Raw genomic sequence first — 19,656 nt, 5'->3', positions numbered from 1 at the left:
GGCCGAGTTGACGATCCTCGAGATTGTTCGTGCGGTACTGGCCCGGCCAGGCACGGCGCCGCATGAGCCGATCGATCTCGGACGGTATCCGGCCCAGGTGCGCGACGCGCTCGTCGAGCGGCTGACCGCCGAGTTCGGCGTCGGCCCGGCCGCCGGTCTCCCGGCGGGGGCGGTGACGATCAGCGAGCTGGCGGACCTCCTGCAGCGGGAGGTGGCGGCAGAGACCGAGTCGCTCTTCGACGGTCCCGACGACCTTGACGAGGAGGCGTTCGGCGACGACACCGACGAGCCGACCCTCGCCCTGGTGCACGAGCTGATCGCCGGCTGGGCGTCGCGCACGCCGGACGCGACCGCCCTGGTGTGCCAGGACGTCCGAACCAGCTACGCCGACCTCGACGCGGCGGCGGACCGTCTCGCCCAACGCCTGCGCGCCGGCGGGGTGCGTCGCGGCGACGTCGTCGCGGTACACGCCGCCCGCGGCACGCTGCTGGTGACCAGCCTGCTCGCCGTCCTCAAGGCCGGCGCGGCGTTCACCGTGCTGGACGTGGACTTTCCGGTAGAGCGACTCAACCGGGTGCTCGACGCCGCCCACCCCGCGGCGATCGTCGCCGACGGCCCGCTGCCGACCGGGCTGGACCACCCGAACGTCCCCACCTTCGATCCGAGCACCGTCGGGGCCGACGGACAGCCGCGCGACGGGGGCGGGAACCCGCGCGACCTGCACGGGTCAGGATCCCCGACGCTGGCCGACACCGCCTGCGTGATCTTCACGTCCGGGTCGACCGGCCGGCCCAAGGGGGTGCTGTCCACCCACCGATCGCTGGCCGCCACGCTCACCCGGCAGGACTACGCCCCCTTCACCGCCGGGGACACGTGGCTGCAGTGCTCGCCGATGTCGTGGGACGCGTTCCTGCTGGAACTGTTCGCCCCGCTGGTCTCCGGCGGCACCTGCGTCCTGCAGCCCGGACAGCGCCCCGAGCCGCAGCTGATCGGCGACCTCGTACGCCGGCACGCGGTCACTGTGCTGCACGTCTCCGCCTCGCTGCTCAACTTCCTCGTCGACGAGTACCCGGAGGTCTTCACCACCGGCACTCTGCGCTGCGTGCTCACCGGAGGCGAAGCCGTCTCCCGTACCCACGCCGCCCGGCTCCTCACGCTGGCCCCGGACCTGGCCCTGGTCAACGGCTACTCGCCGGTGGAATGCATGATCTTCACCGCCGCCCACCGCATCCGCCCCGCGGACACCGCCGGGCCCGTACCCGTGGGCACGGCGCTGTCCGGCAAGCGGATCTACCTGCTCGACCGCAACCTTCAGCTAGTCCGGCCCGGCGTGAGCGGCGAGGTCTACATGGCCGGGGCCGGGCTGGCGCACGGGTACGCCGGTGAGCGGAGTCTCACCGCGCAACGCTTCCTGCCCTGCCCCTACGGCGGCCCCGGCGAGCGGATGTACCGCACCGGCGACCTCGGCCGCTGGCGGCGAGACGGCAACCTCGAACTGCTCGGCCGCGCCGACGACCAGTTGAAGATCCGGGGTCACCGTATCGAACCCGCCGGCGTCGACGCCGCCCTGCAGGCGTTGCCCGGCGTGTGGCGCGCCGCCACCATCGTGCGCGAGGACCGCCCCGGGGACCGGCGGCTGGTCTCCTACGCGGTACCGACCCGGCAGACCCACCTCGACGGCGCCGAACTTCGCGAGGCCCTGGCCCGCACTCTGCCCGACTACACGGTGCCCAGCGCGGTGGTCGTGGTCGACGAGCTACCCGTGACGCCGAACGGCAAGCTCGACCGCACCGCGCTGCCGGCGCCCGTGGCCGCGACGACGTCCGGTGGTGCACCGGCCAGGACAGCGCAGGAGGAGGTCCTGCGGAGCCTGTTCGCCGACATCCTCGGCGTCCCCGAGGTCGGCGCCGAGGACAACTTCTTCGACCTGGGCGGGCACTCGCTGCTGGTGACCAAGCTCGTCGCCCGGATCAAGCGGGCCATGGACACCCACGTCACCGTGCGCGACGTCTTCGAGCACCCGACGGTCGCCGACCTGGCACGCTGCCTCGACCGGCCGCGGCACGGCATCGCGCCACTGGTACGGCGGGAACGTCCCGCGGTTCTTCCCCTGTCGTCCGGGCAGAAGCGGCTGTGGTTCATCGACCGGTTCGAGGGGCCCGGCGACGTCTACCACGTCCCGGTGCGGATCGCGCTGTCCGGGAAGCCCGACGTCGACGCGCTGGAGGCAGCGGTGCGCGACGTGATCGACCGCCACGAGGCGCTGCGTACCGTGTTCGGCGACGCCAACGGTGAACCCTGCCAGCTGGTCCAGGCGCTACCCGAGGTCCCGGTCATGCAACGACACGAGGCGCGGCCGCAGCAGCTGGACGCCGAGCTGGCCGAGTTGATCCGCCGCCCGTTCGATCTGGGGCACCAGCCTCCGCTGCGAGCGGCGCTGTTCACGTGCGGACCGGCCGAGCACACGCTGCTGCTGGTACTGCATCACATAGCCGCAGACGGCCTGTCGATGCGACCGCTGCTCGGGGACCTCGGCGAGGCGTACGAGGCGAGGATCCGAGGGCGCGCCCCGCACTGGCGTCCGCTGCCCGTGCAGTACGCCGACTACACCCTGTGGCAGCAGGACATGCTGGGCGACGAGGACAACCCCGACAGCCTGGCGGCCACCCAGCTCGCCTTCTGGCGCGAGAACCTCGCGGACCTGCCGGAGGAGATCCCGCTGCCGGCCGACCGCCCCCGGCCGGCAGGCCCCGCCACACACGGCTGCGAGGCCGACGCGCAGGTGAACGCCGATCTGCACCGCCGACTGGTCGAGGCGGCACGGTCGGAGAACGTCACCCTCTTCATGATCGCTCAGGCTGCCGTGGCCACCGTCCTGCACCTCAACGGCGCCGGCACCGACATCCCGCTCGGCACGCCCGTCGCCGGACGGCCCGACGAGGCACTCGACGCGCTGATCGGGTTCTTCGTCAACACCCTCGTGTTGCGCACCGACCTGTCGGGCGACCCGACGATGCGTGACCTCCTCGCGCGGGTGCGCGGCGCTGACCTGTCCGCCTACTCACACCAGGACCTCCCCTTCGAACGGGTCGTCGACGAGCTGAACCCCGCCCGGTCGGCGTACCGGCATCCGCTGTTCCAGACCTCGGTGACCCTCGGCGGTCACTCGGGGGAGACCCTGACTCTGCCCGGTACGCGGACCACTGTGGCGTTCGCGGACACCGACGCGGCGGCGAAGTTCGACCTCGGCTTCGCCTTCCGGGAGCGACGCGGACCGACGGGCGACCCGGCCGGACTGAACCTGCAGGTGGAGTACAACGCGGCGATGTTCGACGCGACCACCGCCCAACGCCTGGCTGCAGCCGTCGAGCGTGTCCTGGAAATCCTGGCCGACCGCCCCGACACGCGGCTCAGTGAGCTGCCAGCCTGCTCGTCGGACGAGTACGACACCGTCGTCACGCGATGGAACCCGGGCACCGGGGCGACGGTCGCGTCCACCGCGCACGAGCTGTTCGAAGCGCAGGTCGACCGCACGCCGCACGCCGCCGCGCTGCTGTCCGGCGACGACGTCGTGACCTACGCCCAGCTCGACGAGACGGCGAACCGCCTGGCGCACCGGCTGATCGCGCACGGCGTGCGGGACGGGAACGTGGTCGGTATCGACATCGACCGGGGACCGGACCTGATCGCCGCACTGCTGGGCGTACTCAAGGCGGGAGGCGCGTACCTGCTGCTCGACCCGACGCATCCGGTCGGCCGCCGCCGCGCGATCCTCGCGCAGGCCGGCGTGGAGGTCCTGCTCGCCTCGACCGCCGAACCCGCCGCCTCCTGGGACGAACGCGGCGCCGGGGCGACGATCCATCTCCACCACCCGGCGGAGGCGGCGGCGCGCGACGAGGCACCAGCGAGCCGCCCGCTGCTCCCGGTGCGGGCCGACGACCCGGCCGCGGTCATGTTCACCTCCGGGTCGACCGGCCAGCCCAAGGGAGTCGTCGCGCCGCACCGCGCGATCGTCGCCACCCACACCGCCCGGACCTACCTCGACCACGGCCCGCACCAGGTCCTCCTGCAGTGCTCACCGGTGTCGTGGGACGCGTTCACCCTCGAGGTGTTCTCCGCCCTGTTCCACGGCGGCGCCTGCGTGCTGCAGCCCGGACAGAGCCCTGACCTGACCATGATCGAGGAGCTGAGCGCCCGGCACCACGTGACGCTGCTGCAACTGTCGACCAGCCTGTTCAACGCGATGGTGGACGAGAACTCGCCGGTCTTCGGCCAGGTGCCCCACGTGATGATCGGCGGCGAGGCGGCGTCCCCGGCACACGTCGAACGAGCCCTCGCCCGGCACCCCCGGCTGCGGATCACCAACGGCTACGGGCCGGTGGAAAGCCTCGGGTTCACCACCGTGCACGACATCGCCGTCGCCGAGACCGTAGCGGCGTCACTGCCCATCGGCCGTCCGATCGAGCACAAACGCGCGTACGTGCTCGACGGGTACCTACGGCCGGTACCGCCGGGCGTCGCCGGCGAACTGTACGTCGCCGGGGCTGGTGTAGCGCACGGCTACCTGCGTCAGCCAGCCGCCACCGCCGAGCGTTTCGCCCCGGACCCCTTCGGGCCTCGCGGCGCCCGGATGTACCGCACCGGCGACCTCGCCCGGTGGAACCGGGACGGCCGCCTGGAGTTCCTCGGCCGCAGTGACAACCAGGTCAAGATCAGAGGATTCCGCGTCGAACCCGGCGAGGTCGAAGCCCTCCTGCACCGCCTGCCCGGCATTGCGCGGGCCGTGGTCTCGGTACGCGAGGACCGGCCGGGGGAGAAGCGACTGGTCGCCTATCTCGTCGCACAGGACACAGCCGGGCTGTCTGCCGAGGACGTACGGTCGCGGCTGCGGGAGCGGCTGCCGGAGCATCTGGTACCCGCCGCGTTCGTGACGCTCGACGCCCTGCCGCTCAACGACAACGGGAAGGTCGACCGAGCGGCCCTACCGGCCCCGGAGCCCGCCGGCGGCACGGCGCCCGGCGCCACCGCCCCGCGCACCGCGGTCGAGCAGACCATCGCCGACGTGTGGGCGCAGGTCCTCGGCGTCGCCCGCGTCGGCGTCCACGACAACTTCTTCACGCTCGGCGGCGACTCGATCGCCAGCATCCGGGTGGTGAGCCGGCTGCGCAAGATCGGCGTCACGGTGAGCCCGAAGAACCTGTTCGACAACCAGACGGTCGCCGAGCTCGCGACCGCTGCCGGCCAGGCGGCACACCTGGACGCCGAACAGGGGACAGTCACCGGCGCGGTCCCCCTGACGCCGGCCCAGCGGTGGTTCCTCGACGAGGAACCGCCCGTACCCGACCACTTCAACCAGTCGACCGTGCTCGCCGTCGGCGACATGGCACCGGAACCCCTGGCGCGGGCGCTGGACGGGCTCGTCGCCCAGCACGACGTGCTGCGCAGCCGGTTCGTCCGGGACGCCGACATGGTGGCCGGAAGCCGCGACGCGCGCGGATGGCGGCAGGAGATCCTGCCCGACCATCCGGCATGCGCCGTGCGGTACGAGGACCTCACCAGCCTTCCGGCGCAGCTCCGCGAGCAGCGCTGGGCGGCACTCGCGGACGACGCGCAGGCCGGGTTGGACATCGACTCCGGTCCGCTGCTGCGCGCGCTGCTGGTCGACTGCGGTGACCAAGGGGGCCGCCGCCTGCTCCTGACGATCCACCATCTCGTCGTCGACATCGTCTCCTGGTCGATCATCATCGACGACCTGGAGGTGGCCTACCGGCAGGTGCTCGCCGACCGTCCGGTCGCGCTGCCCCCCAAGACCACGTCCTTCCGGTCCTGGTCCACCCGGCTGCACGAGTACGCTGGCAGCCCTGCCGCAGCGGCAGAGCTGGAGCGGTGGGCCCGGCCGCCGACCTGCGCGGGCATCAGCGCTCTGCGCGGCGCGACCGGCCAGGACGTCTCCGGCCGGTACGACGCGCGGCTCGGCCCGGAGGCGGCCGCGGTCCTGTTGAACGCCGCTCCCGCCGCGCTGGGCGTCAGCCTCGAGGACATCGTGCTGTCGGCACTGGCACGCGCCCTGTGCCAGTGGTCCGGGGATGAGCGTGTCCTGATCGACGTCGAGGGACACGGGCGCGAGCACATCTTCGACGATGTCGACCTCAGCCGCACCGTCGGCTGGTTCACCACACTGCATCCCCTCGAACTGGCCGTGCCGGCGGCAGCTGGCCTGGTCGACACCGTCCACGACGTCGCGGCGTACCGGGAATCCGTGCCGCACCGGGGCCTGGGCTTCGGCGTGCTGGCCCACCTCGCCGGCGAACGGGAGCGCCGGCGGCTGGCGGCCAGGCCGCAGGCGGATGTGGCGTTCAACTTCCACGGGCGGGAGACGTCGGACTCCGGCGGCGCCTGGCCCGAACTGCACGAGGTGTACGCCGGCCGGTCCGCGCACCCCGACAACCACCTTCCGCACCCGCTGAGCGTCGACGCGGCCTTCCTCGACGACGACGTCACCGTGCACCTGGCGTACCGGGTCCCCGGCGAGCTGTCCCAGGTCGGTCACGACGTGGGCGAGCGGTTCCTCGCGGCGCTGCGCGACATCGCCGAGCGGGTGCGGGCCGGCGACCACGCCCGACGCGTCCGGTTCGCCTCCATCAGCCGCGATGACGCGGCGACGATCGCCGAAAGGTTTAACTGACATGTCCGGCAACGTCGAGGAGATCTTCCCGCTGGCGCCGCTGCAGGGCGGGCTGCTCTTCCACAGCGTCTACGACCCCGAGGACGAGGCGACGCCGTACGTCGCCCAGCACGTCGACGAGCTGACCGGCCCACTGGACGTCGACCTTCTCGTCCAGGCGTGGCAGTGTGTCGTCGACCGGCACGGCGCCCTGCGAACCTGCTTCGTGTGGGAGGACGTGAGCGAGCCGGTGCAGGTGGTGCTGCGCCAGGTCGAGGCGTCGTTCACGGTGCTCGACTGGCGTGACAGCGCACCGGAGGACCTCGAGCCCAAACTCGCCCGATGGGCGCGACGGGACCGTCGACGCGGCTTCGACCTGGGCCGGCCACCGTTGCACCGACTCTCGCTGATCTGCGCCGCCGACGACCGGTACTTCCTCGTGACGACCTTCCATCATCTGCTGCTGGACGGCTGGAGCGTGGCAACGGTGACCGCCGAGTTCTTCCAGTTCTACCGCGCGCTGCGGCACAACGTGGCCGCTGACCTCGGACCGGCGGCCCCCTACGGCGCCTACATGACATGGCTGTCCGAACGCTCACCCGAGGCGGCGCGGGCACACTGGCGCGACCACCTGCGCGGATACGCCAGAGCACCGCTGCCCGGTGGCACCACCGCTGGCGGCGACATAGGCGACGGCGAGCCGGTCGCGGTGGTCGAGGCGGTGCTCGGCGAGCAGGAGACCCAGCGACTGGTGACGTTCTGCCGCGACCACCGGCTGACGGTCAACACGATCGTCCAGGCGGCCCTCGGCCTGGTCCTCGCCCAGTGGACCGGACAGGACGACGTCGTCTTCGGCGGCATCGTGTCGACCCGGCCGGCCGAGATTGCGGACGTCGAGTCGATCGTCGGGATGCTGATCAACACGCTGCCGGTGCGGGTCAGGATCGACCACCAGGCCCGGGTGGCCGACTGGCTGCGCACCCTGCAGCAGGAACAGATCGAGTGCCGCCAGTACGACTATGTGTCGCTCGGTGACATCCAAACCTGGTCGGAGCTGCCGTCGGGGCATCGGCTGTTCGACGCCCTGCTGACCTTCCAGAACTACCCGTCCACCGACTCGGGGCAGGGAGAGGCCGACCTGCCCACCGTGCACCGTCATGACTCGACCGAGCGGTCGGACTTCCCGCTCAGCGTCACCGCGCACATCGACGAGTGCCTGCGGGCCTTCTTCACCTTCGACCGCCAGGTGCTCTCCGACGAGACGGTCCAGCGCGGCGCCCGGATGATGACCGAACTGCTCCAGGCGATGGTCGCCGCGCCGGGGGCCGAGGTCGGTACGCTGCCGACGATGGGCGAGCGGGAACGCGAGATCGTCCTCGGCACCTGGAGTGGCGCCGCCGCGCCGAAGGGATCCGCGGTCCGGGACACCGTGCACGGACTGTTCGAGACGCAGGCCGACCGGACCCCGCAAGGCACCGCCGTCGTCCTCGACGCCGAGACCATGACATACCGGGAGCTAGACGCCGAGGCGAACCGGTTGGCTCACCACCTCATCGCCAAGGGCGCGGGCCGCTCGTCGATCATCGGAATCTGCGTGGATCGGCACCCCGCCCTGATCTCCAGCCTCCTCGCGGCGCTCAAGACCGGCGGGGCGTACATGCTGCTGGATCCCACCCACCCGGACCAGCGGCTCCAAGCCGTGCTCCGGGACGCCCGGCCGACAGTGGTGGTCACCACCTCGGCGCATACCGACCGGCTCGGCCTGCGCGGAGCGCTTGCCGACGTGGCCCGCGTACGGCTGGACGCGCCGGACGAGGCGGCCGACATCGCGGCACGCCCGGCACACCGGCCGGGGATGACCACCAGCCCGGAAGATCTCGCCTGTGTCATGTTCACCTCCGGGTCGTCGGGCCGACCGAAGGCCGTCGCCGCGCCGCACCGTGCGCTGACCGTCACCCACACCGGCAGCTCGTACCTGACGCACGGGCCCGACCGGAGCTACCTGCAGTGCTCCCCGGTGCCCTGGGACGCCTTCGCGCTGGAGGTCTTCTCCGCCCTGTTCCACGGCGGCGTATGCGTGCTGCAGCACGGTCAGAGCCCCGACCTGGTCCTCGTCGAGGACCTCGTCGCCGCCCACTCGATCAGCGCCCTGCAGCTGGCGTCGAGCTTGTTCAATGTCCTGGTGGACGAGGACTCGCCGGCGCTCGGCACCGTCGACACCGTGATGGTGGGCGCCGAGGCTGCTTCGCCCAAGCACGTGCGACGGTTCCTGCACGAACATCCCGAATCCCGCCTCGTCAACGGGTACGGCCCGGTGGAGACCCTCGGCTTCACGACCGTCCACGCCATCACCGTGCAGGACGCGCACGGCGCCATCCCCATCGGACGACCAATCGAAGGCAAACAGGTATACGTCCTCGACCACCGTTTACGCCCGGTGCCGCCAGGGGTAATCGGGGAGCTGTACGCGACGGGCGACGGACTGGCACACGGCTACCTCCACCAGTGCGACCTGACCGCGGAACGGTTCGTCCCGTGTCCCTTCGGCAGGCCCGGCGCGCGTATGTACCGCACCGGTGACCGCGCACGCTGGAGAGAGGATGGCATCTTGACCTTCCACGGCCGCGCCGACGACCAGGTCAAGATCCGAGGTTTCCGGGTCGAACCCAAGGAGATCGAGGCCGCGTTGGCCGGTGCGCCGGCAGTGGGCCGGGCCGTGGTCGTCGGACGGGAGGACACACCTGGGCGAAAGCAGCTCGTCGGCTACGTCACCGCGGCGGAGGACGCCAGCGCCGACGATTCTCGCCTGCGGCCGGAGAACCTGCAGGCGTACCTGCGGCAAAGGCTGCCCGACTACATGGTGCCGGCCGCGTTCGCCGTCGTGCCCGAGTTCCCCCTCAACAGCAACGGCAAGGTCGACCGGGCCGCCCTCCCGGCCCCGCGGCCAGACCGGGCGGCCCCGGCGGCGGACCACGTCAGCCCCCGCACCCCTGCCGAACGCCGGCTGGCCGAGGTGTGGGCAGACGTCCTGCACCGCGATCGCATCGGCGTGCACGACAACTTCTTCACCCTCGGCGGTGACTCGCTCGGCAGCATCCGCCTGGTGAGCCGGCTTCGGAAGCACGGCGTCACCATCACTCCCCGCACGCTCTTCGAAAACCCGACGATCGCCGACCTGGCGGCCGCCACCTGCTCCACGAGAGCAGCGTGTGACCCCCGGGCGGACTCCTCGACCACCGGCAGACCCGCGGAGCGCGCCCTGCGGGTGGCGCTGGTCGGCCTCAACGCTTCGACAGCGGCGGCCAACGTCTTCTGCCTGCCGTACGGCGGGGGAGGCCTCACCTCCTACCTCCGCCTCGCCGAGCTCCTCGCCGACGACGCCCGCGTGATCGGACTCGAGGACAACGCGACCGACCATGCGCTCCACAACGTCGAGACTTCCCTGACCGCGCTGGCGGCAAAATTTCTGGAAGTCATCCGCACCGAGCAGCCGCACGGTCCCTACCACCTGGTCGGCTGGTCACTGGGCGGGGTGCTCGCCCACGAGGTGGCCCGCCAAGCCCGCGACGCCGGCGCGCAGGTCGGGCCGGTGTGTGTCATCGACTCCGTGGTGCCCGTGCGCTCCTGGCGTACGGAAGCAGAGCGGGACCTGGCCACCAGTTCCCGGGCGCTCGCCCAACTGCGCGACGCCTCGCCGATGGCGCCCGCGTCTCACGCGCTGCGGCGCGACCTAGCCACGCTCAACATCGGAACCGAACACCTGGACCTCGGTCACGAGCACCTCGAACGGGTGCTGCGCCGTTCGATGCTGGAAAGCTCCTGGCTGCTCGACTACCACCCCGACCGAGCCGACCACGACATGATCCTCTACCAGGCGGCCGCCAGCACATGGCCGCCTGCCTACGCCGACGACTGGCGTTCTCTCGTCCGCAGCCTGGATCACCGGATCGTTCCGGGCGATCATCGTGCCCCACTTCTGGAACCCAACGTGACCGGGATCGCCGATGCCATCACCTCAGTCCTTCAACGACACGCCTGGGAAGCCAGGTCGGGCCGCGACCAGAGAGTCCGGGCCGGTGCCTGAGCAGGGATCGCCGCCGATGCCGGTCCGCGACGCGGAACAGGGCCTCACCGACCCGACGGACACCGCCCGGGCCGAGGCAGCGCAGGCCGACGGGCAGACGGTCGCGGCGACCCGCGAGCGGCCGCCGTCGCTGTGGCGCAACTGGGACTACATGTGCTGGTGGAGCGGCAACGCCGTATCGCTGCTCGGCAGCAACATGTCGAACGTGGCGTTTCCGCTGCTCGCCGTGTTCGGCACCGGATCGGTGCTCAACGCCGGCATCATCGCCGCGGCGGGCCGGATCGGTGGACTGCTGACCCTGCTGTGGGGCGGCGCACTCGCCGACCGTCGCTCCCGCAAACTGATCCTGGTGGTGGCGCCCGCCCTGCAGGCCGCGATGATGGGCGTGGTCACCGTGTCCCTGCTCAGCGGACCGGTGCACGTCGACCTCCTCGCCGTCATGGCACTGCTCTCCGGCCTGGTCACCGGCGTCCGCTCCGGCGCCGTCCTACCGGCGCTGCGCCGGATCGTGCCGCGCGAGCAGTTCGCCGCCCGAGCCGCGCAGGAGCAGGGCCTGGCCATGGGCGCGCAACTCGCCGGCTCACCGCTGGCGGCCCTGCTCTTCGGAGTCGCGAGATGGCTGCCGTTCGGGGTCGACGCCCTGTCGTTCTTCTTCGCCTCCATCGGCGCGGCCCTGATCAGACACCCCCTGGGCCCGGACCGAGAGCCGAAGGGCAGCACCGCCACCGCAGGGGACGCCGAGGACCCGCCCAAGCGCAGAAGGGTGATCGCGGACATCGCAGAGGGATTCCGCATCATCCTGCGGCACGACTTCCTCCGCTACACCACCGGCTGGGTCGCCGTCACCAACCTGGTCGGGAACAGCTTCATGCTGCTCCTGGTGGCGCTGCTCGCGTCGCGCGGCGCCACACCCCAACTCATCGGTGTGACCAATGCCGGCGTCCTAGCGGGAGGCATCCTTGGCGCGTTCCTGGCCGGGGCGATCCTGCGCCGAATGAGCGCCCTGCACGTCTTCCAGACAGGCGGTTGGGTCTACGTCGCGAGCCTCGCGCTCGCCGCGGTCCTGCCGGCGCCGTGGCAGATCGGACTGGCCACCGCGGCGTTCACGTTCGCGTCGGTGCCGACGGTGACGGTGTGGGAGTCCTACACCGCACGCCTCGTACCCGACCAGCTCATCGGCCGCGTCGGCGCGGCCTCCTCGTTCTGCGCCCAGTCGCTGACCTGGTTGGGCATGCTGCTGGCCGGCTGGCTGGGCAGCCAGTTCGGCACCACAGTGGCCGCGCTGTGCTTCGCGGGGATCCTCCTACCGTTCGCCGTCGCCGGACACCTGGCCAGGTCGCTGACGCTGCTGCGCACACCGCTGGACCAGGTCAACGAGGTGTCGGTGGCCCGGACCACCGAGCCGGCCACGCCCGGCGGGCGCCGACACAACCGAGGAGAGGAGCGCGCTGATTGACCGACCAGCGCCGCGCCGGTTCCACCCGGCGGCTCGGCCCGCGCTGCCCTGATCAGCCCCTTCAGCAGCGGCGTGGGGCATCGGCCGAGTCTTCCAGCGGGTCGCCGCACATGTCTCGACGCCTGAGCCGGACGCCTCGACCCGTCGACGTCATCGATCGACCACAGTCGTAAGGATGGATGGACATGATAATCGCACCGACCCTCACCCAGACCTTCGAGGAGGTCGTCCTCGACGACCTCACGCGGGACACCCTCGGCGCCCGGCTGCGGGCCCAGCCGAACCCTTCCACCGACCTCGACCGTTCGCTGGCCGAACTCCACGCGGCCTTCGCCGGACTGCCGGTCGAGCAGCTGCAGGCGATCCTGGACTTCGGCCGCCACGTCGACACCCCGGGCGTCATGCTCGTCCGCAACCTTCCCTGCGACCCTGAGCTGCCTGACACGCCCACCGACGGAACCCCGAGCCGGGACAAGCGGACCTTCGTCGCCGAGTGCGTCCTGCTGGGCCTCAGCCACCTGCTCGGTGAGCCGGTGGGGTTCAGCACCGAGAAGGACGGCCGCCTAATACACGACGTCGCACCGGTCAAGACCGGCGCGTCAACCCAGACGAACGAGAGCTCGAAGGTCTTTCTCAACTTCCACAACGACATCGTCTACGACGACACGGGCCGGTACGACACGGCAAACCCCGACTTCCTGGTGCTCAACTGCCTGCGGCAGGACGCGGACCGGGAAGCCGTCACCTACTACGCCGACGCGCGCGATGTCGTGCGGGCCCTCGACCCCGGCACGCTGGACGTACTCCGCCAGCCCCTGTTCCGCCTCAACGCACCCGGCAGCTACGTACGCGACGTCGCCAGCGGCACCGAGGTGCTGTCCGTGCCGATTCCGGTGATCGCCGGGCCCGCACACGCACCAGAGATCTCGGTGTCGGCCAACGGGGTGCGGGAATTGACGCCGGACGCCGGCCGAGCGCTGGCGAGATTGCAAACGGCATGCGGCGAGATCGCGCACCGGGTGTGGCTCGAGCCGGGTAACGCCCTTTTGATCAACAATCGCAAGGGTCTGCACGCCCGGTCCGAGTTCGCTGCCCGGCACGACGGTCGTGACCGCTGGCTTCAGCGGACCTACATTCGTCGCAGCCTGTGGAACCTCCGGCACCGCGCCAGTGCGGACGACCCCCGGGTGCACTGAAGCAACGGCTTCGGGCACCCTGCGGCGGACATCGACCTGACAAGGTATGACGATGGGAGCGGTACGGGCATCCGCCCCAGGTGTCCGGAAATGCCATCACGCCGTCACCCTCGCGCGATACATGAGCGGATCCGCCGGGCCGGCGGTACCAGGAGCGGCCGTCGACCAGAATCAGGGGAGGCCCGCCACTAATACGGCAGCCGCCGTTCGGGATCATGGCTGAAGTTCGAGGCTGAGGCGGCGTGTGTAGTGGGCTCGTCGGGTTCGGGCTTGATGGTGTCGGCGCCAGCCTGACCATTGCAAGCGGTGTGCGAGGTCGCTGATTGGGCGGATGATGCAGGCGTTGATCAACCGGCGGATCTCGTTGACGGTCAGCGCGATCAGCCCGGTGATGGTGGGCTCGTCGTGGGTGGCGTCATCGGCGCTGATCGTCAGGACGGCGAGGGCAGCCAGGGCGAGGGTGGTGAAGCGGTGCCAGGAGTCCCAGCGGCGGACTTGGTGCTGGTCCAGGCCGACCAGGCTCTTGGCGGCCTGGAAGGCTTCTTCGACGGTCCAGCGGATGCCGGCGACCCGCACGAGCTCGGCGAGGGTGGACAGCCTCGGAGCCCAGCAGCGGTAGAAAGCCAGCTCACTGGTGGTGGTGTTCTTCCTGATCAAGATGCTGTGTCGGCCGCCGTCGTCGGGGTCGACGTCGGTGCACACGTCATCGAGCCAGGCTCAGTCGTAGAGACGCGGCCCTTTCGACCCGGCGCCGGCGCTGCGCCGCTGGCACGCCGAGGCGGGCAGGTCAGCGGCGATCCGGTCGGCGCGGACCCGGGTCTTGCCGCCGTCAAGCGGCACCAGGTGGCTGCGGGACACCGCCAAGACGTAGCCCAGCTGGTGTTGGCGCAGGCCAGCGCGGAAGACGGCGCTGTTGCCGTAAGCCTCGTCCGCGGCGGCCCACCCGGCCGGCACTCCAGCGTCGAGAGCCGCGGTGATCATCTGCGCGGCCAGCTCCGGCTTGGTGGCGAACTCGACCTCGTCGGGCACCCCGGCGGCCTGGCAGCGATCCCGGTCGTCGGTCCACGAGGCCGGCAGGTACACCCGCCGGTCGATCAACGTGTGCCCAGCGAAGCCGGCGTAGCCGAGGAAGACCCCGACCTGGCTGTTCTCGATCCGCCCCGCGGTGCCGGTGTACTGGCGCTGCACCCCAACCGTGTGCACACCCTTCTTCAGGTCCCCAGTGTCGTCGACGACCAAGACCGCGTCCGGGGCGCCGAACCACGCGGTGATCAACTGCCGCAGGTCGTCGCGGACGTCGTCGGCGTCCCACACCGCCCGGTACAACAGTCGCTGCATCGCATCCGGCCGAGCATGCCCGGCCAGCTCGGCCAACTGCCAACACGTCTTGACCTCAAGGTCAGCCAGCAGCCCCGTCACGAACGTGTCTAAAAGACGATGCAGGAAGGGCGGACGACTCGGTCTGAGCGAGCTGTAGCTTAGGCGCGGGCATGGTGGGCCGGCACAGAGATTGCCACCCCCGCATGCCCGGAGCGGACTGCAGGCCGATGTTGTCGCCGGTAGGCTAGCCGCATGAGCACCTATCTGGTGCATGGATGCTGTGTACGGGGGTTCAATTCCCCCCTCGGACACATAGAAGCCCAAGGTGCGCGCTGAGATCCACTTCAGCGCGCACCGTTTGCGTTTCCGGCTGGTGATTCAGCCGGAGGCCGAGTTGCCGCCGATGTCGGTGTCGCGGAGCACGGTGGCGATGTGCCCGAGGGTTGTCACCAGGTTCGTGATCTCAGCGCGGCTCATCCGGTCAGGGCTGCTGCCCTCGTTCGCCTGAAGGTCTGCTTCCAGTTGGTGCGTTCCGACTGGGTCTGCGCGATCCAGTCGGTGACCACGGCCGGACCGGGCCGTACGAGGTGTCGGCGATCGGTCCGGGGTCGATGGAGCGGATCCGCTCCCGGCCTCGGGAGCGGCGCGGTAGCGCGCCAGCTTGGCGTCGCCTTCGGTGATGATCGACCGCGTTGCCGTGGCGGCAGCGGGTGGCTGATCCGACTGTTGCCGGCGAGTCTGCCCATGGTTCACAACCTCGGGACTCGAGCGAGGATTCAACCGATGACCGAGGGCTGTTGGCCGGCATGGTCCGGGCCAACCGACCCGGACGCGCTCTGCCGGGCCTGTCCAAGCTGCTGATCGACACGTCCGTGCTGGAGCAGACCTTGCAGCGGCCGGTCAGTTTTACCGACCACCTGACGCTCGCCTGGATCACCACATCGCTGGCGGCGCGATCGGCTCGGGGCTGGACAACGGATGCGGCGTCTGATGGAAGGCGCCAGCCATACTGAGTCGCACGACAGGCGGCGGGTGAGCCAGGGTGTTTGGCGCGGACCACCCCGGGTAGGCGCGCTCGATGAGTGGGCCAGACACCGACCCCGGCACCCGCTCGGACACCAGCCGTGCGGTGGCGTTCAGCGATGCCATCTTCGCCATCATCATCACGCTGCTGGTCCTGGACCTCCGGGTACCGGACGTCCCGCCCGGCCACCTCCTGTCCGGGCTGCTCGGCCAGTGGCCGGCATACGTCGCCTATCTCGCGTCCTACTCGTACGTGGCCGTCGTCTGGCTCAACCACAAGGCGGCGTTCAACCGTATCCAGCAGACTGATCGCGGCCTGCACTGGATGAACCTGTTGGTGCTGTTCAGCACGGCGCTGCTGCCGTTTCCCACCGTCGTGGTATCGCACGCCCTGCAGGAGCACGACAACGCGGACCAGCGTGTGGCCGTGTCCTTCTACGCCCTGATCGGCGCGGCGCTTTGCGCGACCTGGCTGGCGTTCTACCACTACCTGGCCCGGCGCCCCGACCTGCTGAAGGGAGAGGCCAAGAACGAGTTCTTCCGTGTCGAGCGGCTCCGGGCCGTCGTCGGAATCGTCTTGTACGTCCTGGCTGGGCTGGCTGGCTACCTGGTGACGCCGCTCGTCGGCCTCGTCATCTTCCTCCTCCCGCCCGTCTTCTTCGCCGTTACCAGCGCCGGCCTGTACCACTTTCGGCTGACCCGCCGGATCCGGCACCGCACTCCGCCACCATCCGACTGAGGGGGCGGGCGAGAGCGGATCACTCTTGGCAGGCGGCGGGGGACCGCCAGGTCCCGCTACAACATTTCCAGCGGCTGCGGCCCGGCCGGCGGCGGGAACGCCGTTTCGAGTGCCGCCACGTCCTCCTCGCTCAGATACAGCTCGCGTGCTTCTGCGTTCTCCCGGGTGTGTTCGGGGTTCGATGACCGCGGGATGGCGGCAATCCTCTCCTGTCGCAGCAGCCAGCCCAATGCGACCTGAGCGGGTGTGGCCTCGTGCCGGGCGGCGATCTCCGCGACCTGGGGGTGGCCGAGCAGGCGGCCCTGCTCGATCGGGGAGTACGCCATCACCGGGATCTGGTGCTCGCGGAGCCATGGCAGCAGGTCGAACTCGGGACCCCGGCGGGTGAGGTTGTACAGGATCTGATTGGTCGCGCAGGACTTCCCGCCCGCGTCGAACAGGTCCGTCATGTCAGAAAGACCGAAGTTGCTCACGCCCCACTGCCCGATGTCACCGGCCTCGACGAGTTCGGCGAACGCCTCGATCGTCTCCGCGAGTGGATATGTGCCCCGCCAGTGCAGCAGGTAGAGGTCGATGTGGTCGACGCCGAGTCGTTGCAGGCTGCGTCGGCAGGCCTGCACGGCTCCCCGTCGACTGGCATTGGACGGCAGCACCTTGTCGACCAGAAAGACGTCAGCTCGTCGTCCGCGGATCGCCTCGCCGACGAGTTCCTCGGAGGCGCCGTCACCGTACATTTCCGCAGTGTCGATCAGGGCCATGCCCAGGTCGAGCCCGATGCGTAGGGCGGCCATCTCGTCCCGCCGCCTCTCGGGGCGCTCGCCCAGGTACCAGGTCCCCTGTCCGAGCACCGGCATCGTCTGGCCGGACGGCAGTTGGATCGCGTCGGCAGCGAGGGTCATGTCCTGACCTTTCGAGAGCCTGGATACCAGTGGTTGCCTCGTTACCCTCTGCGACAGCCGGCACACCTCTGGACACTGCTCCGTGCAGCGATCGGGCTCTGGGGTGGGATGTGCCCGATGGTCCACCTTCGAGCGATGATCACCGGCTTGACGGGCTTTGCCCGCACCCGGAAGGCGACCGCGAGCGAACGATGCGCCGCTGACGGGCGGTGCCGCGAAGGGAATGCCGCAGAAATGTCGCAGCGCCAGCAGCCGCTGACCGGCCCGCCTGACCCGGTGGGGCTCCGGGTCGGGAGGACGAGCCTCGCCCGGAGGCCCGCACCGGCGGGTATTTCGCCCACCATGTGCAGGGTTCCTGTTCGATGACCTCGTCGCCGGATCCGAAGAGGCCATCAGTCAATAGAGCTGCCGCAGGGTGTGCCGCGCGCCAGATGTGAGGGTAGGCGCCCGGAGCGGGCCCCGCTTCTCGCGGGATGCGGCGTACGGGGCGACCTCCAGTGAGACTCGACCGCTGCTGGGTCCGTCCCTCGAGTCCACCGGTGCACGTTTCATCTATTCGCTCTCGTCTATGGGGGTTCAGATGAAACGTGCTATCGAACGTGCCATCGGCCGCATCTGGGAGGACTACCACGAGCCGTTGTCGCTCGATGAGATCGCGAAGAGCGCCTTCCTGAGCCGGTTCCACTTCTCCCGGGTGTTCCGCGAGGCCACCTGGGTATCGCCCGGGCGTTACCTCTCGGCTGTCCGCATCTACCAGGCCAAGCGCCTGCTCGCGACGACCGAGCTGAGCGTCACCGACATTTCCCTGGCGGTCGGCTACAACAGCCTGGGCTCGTTCACCAACCACTTCACCGACAGCGTGGGTCTCTCGCCCAGCCGGTTCCGGCGCATGTGGTCGGAGGGGATGCGCGTTGCTCCGGCGCCGGCGAGCCGGCCGCTGCCCGAGGCCGGCACCGTCACCGGTTCCGTCACCCTGCCTCCCGAGTACGCCACGGCCCGGGTGTACATCGGTGCGTTCGAGACACCCATCATCCAGCGCCAGCCGGTGTCCTGGACGATCGTCACGGCGGTGCCCGGGACGGCCGTGCGTTACCGCTTGGGCGGCGTCGCTCCCGGGCTGCGGTTCATCCGGGCAGTCGCCACCGCGGACAGCACCGACCCGGAGCCCTGGACCCGGCGCTCGCTGCTGGTCAGCGATGTCGAACCGATCAGCGTGGCGGACCGCTCGACCGATGAGGCCGACATCGCCCTGCGGCCCCGACGCATGACCGACCTGCCCGTCCTGTACGCGGTTCCCGACCTCGAACCGAACGCAATGTCCAAGATGGATGGATCGGTATATGCTCCTCACCACCTCATCCGGACGCACGCCGCCCGGCGTGTCTCCTACCCGGCAAACGTTCATGGACAACGCACTAGGTGAGGAGACAGGGCGATGCGGCCGAGCAGAAGTCAGAACGCGTTGCGGGAGGTCGTGTCACGCGATCACTGGCTGACCGCCCGGAAGGAACTCCTCGTCAGGGAGGAACAGCTCTACGAGGACTACGCCGCGCTGGTCGCCCTGCGCCGCAGCCTGCCGATGGTGCAGATCGACAAGGACTACGTCTTCGACGGCGCGTACGGTCCCGCCAGCCTGGCGGACCTGTTCGGCGGTTGTGGCCAACTGCTCGTCTTCCATCTGATGTTCGATCCGGCCTGGGATGCCGCCTGCCCGAGTTGTTCGGCGTTCGCGGACGAGTTCTCCCCGGGGCTCCTTGCCGCGCTGCACGCCCGGGACACCGCGTTCGCCGCGGTGTCCCGGGCGCCGCTGGCCCAGCTCAAGGCCGGCCGGCAGTGGAGGCCGGAGGACTTCCCCTGGTACTCCTCATTCGGTAGCGACTTCAACTACGACTTCCACGTCACCCTGGACGAGCGGGTCACGCCGGTGATGTACAACTTCGAGTCCAAGGAGGCGATCCTGACCGCAGGGTCGGCGACCGACCTGGTCGCCGGCAACGCTCCGGTCGAGGTGGCTGGGCTGAGCTGCTTCGTCCAGGACGGGGGCCGGGTGTTCCACACCTACTCCGCGTACGACGACGGCGTCGAGGCGATCGGCCTCGCCAAGAGCCTCCTCGAGCTGACCTCGTCCGGCGGCCGGGCGCGGCGGCGAGGTGGCCACTGACGCGTCCGGGCAGGGTGGGCGGGCCCGTACCCGGTGGTGCTCCAGGAGACGGCGTGGGTCGCCGGGTCCCGGTGACGGCGGCCGTCGCCGTTTCGCCGGGCACGACGCTCGGTC

9 protein-coding genes and 1 pseudogene are annotated in these 19,656 nt (G+C 70.3%); 8 read left to right on the top strand and 2 right to left on the bottom strand.

The genetic code is table 11. The annotated features are described in order from the left end of the window. The first annotated feature begins 97 nt into the window (after positions 1–97). The 4 genes from GA0074704_RS20995 to GA0074704_RS20980 all read left to right on the top strand — a co-directional run bounded on the left by GA0074704_RS20995 (position 98) and on the right by GA0074704_RS20980 (position 13,400). Positions 98–6,685: a non-ribosomal peptide synthetase gene (locus tag GA0074704_RS20995; protein ID WP_172880672.1), complete on the top strand. Its 6,588-nt coding sequence runs from the start codon at positions 98–100 to the stop codon at positions 6,683–6,685. Between the two features lies 1 nt (position 6,686). Beyond that, the gene (locus GA0074704_RS20990; RefSeq protein WP_172880669.1) at positions 6,687–10,748 is read left to right on the top strand and encodes a non-ribosomal peptide synthetase; all 4,062 of its coding nucleotides are present in this window, start codon (positions 6,687–6,689) and stop codon (positions 10,746–10,748) included. Beyond that, the gene (locus tag GA0074704_RS20985; RefSeq protein WP_157743755.1) at positions 10,741–12,204 is read left to right on the top strand and encodes an MFS transporter; all 1,464 of its coding nucleotides are present in this window, start codon (positions 10,741–10,743) and stop codon (positions 12,202–12,204) included. Before GA0074704_RS20990 ends, GA0074704_RS20985 begins: the two co-directional genes overlap by 8 nt. Positions 12,205–12,389: 185 nt before the next feature. Continuing rightward, positions 12,390–13,400 carry a TauD/TfdA family dioxygenase gene (locus GA0074704_RS20980; RefSeq protein WP_088973855.1) on the top strand — a complete coding sequence of 337 codons (1,011 nt, stop codon included), beginning with the start codon at positions 12,390–12,392 and terminating at the stop codon, positions 13,398–13,400. A gap of 213 nt (positions 13,401–13,613) precedes the next feature. Here the strand turns inward: GA0074704_RS20980 and GA0074704_RS20975 are convergent. Further along, positions 13,614–14,843, bottom strand: a pseudogene (locus tag GA0074704_RS20975) (IS701 family transposase). 674 nt (positions 14,844–15,517) lie between these two features. On the opposite strand from GA0074704_RS20975, the gene GA0074704_RS20970 reads away from it, so the two are divergent. Together GA0074704_RS20970 and GA0074704_RS20965 are read left to right on the top strand one after the other, a co-directional pair. Further along, on the top strand, positions 15,518–15,733 hold the full coding sequence (locus tag GA0074704_RS20970) for a hypothetical protein (RefSeq protein WP_157743754.1): 216 nt from the start codon (positions 15,518–15,520) through the stop codon (positions 15,731–15,733). Positions 15,734–15,798: 65 nt separating this feature from the next. Beyond that, positions 15,799–16,482, top strand: a complete 684-nt coding sequence (locus GA0074704_RS20965) for a TMEM175 family protein (protein WP_088972080.1) — start codon at positions 15,799–15,801, stop codon at positions 16,480–16,482. A 56-nt stretch (positions 16,483–16,538) separates the two neighbouring features. Here the strand turns inward: GA0074704_RS20965 and GA0074704_RS20960 are convergent, their stop codons facing one another. Continuing rightward, positions 16,539–17,381, bottom strand: coding sequence for an aldo/keto reductase (locus GA0074704_RS20960; RefSeq protein WP_088972079.1), 843 nt, complete (start codon positions 17,379–17,381; stop codon positions 16,539–16,541). A 580-nt stretch (positions 17,382–17,961) separates the two neighbouring features. Here GA0074704_RS20960 and GA0074704_RS20955 point away from each other — a divergent pair. Further along, a complete protein-coding gene (locus GA0074704_RS20955) occupies positions 17,962–18,804 on the top strand; it encodes a helix-turn-helix transcriptional regulator (RefSeq protein ID WP_157743753.1) in 843 nt (280 codons plus the stop codon). A gap of 12 nt (positions 18,805–18,816) precedes the next feature. Next, positions 18,817–19,542, top strand: a complete 726-nt coding sequence (locus GA0074704_RS20950; RefSeq protein ID WP_088972077.1) for a DUF899 family protein — start codon at positions 18,817–18,819, stop codon at positions 19,540–19,542. Positions 19,543–19,656 lie beyond the last annotated feature (114 nt).

This window comes from Micromonospora siamensis (assembly GCF_900090305.1).
GTDB lineage: Bacteria > Actinomycetota > Actinomycetes > Mycobacteriales > Micromonosporaceae > Micromonospora > Micromonospora siamensis.
Note: the sequence above shows the minus strand (reverse complement) of the source record. Positions and strands in the feature narration are given on the sequence as shown.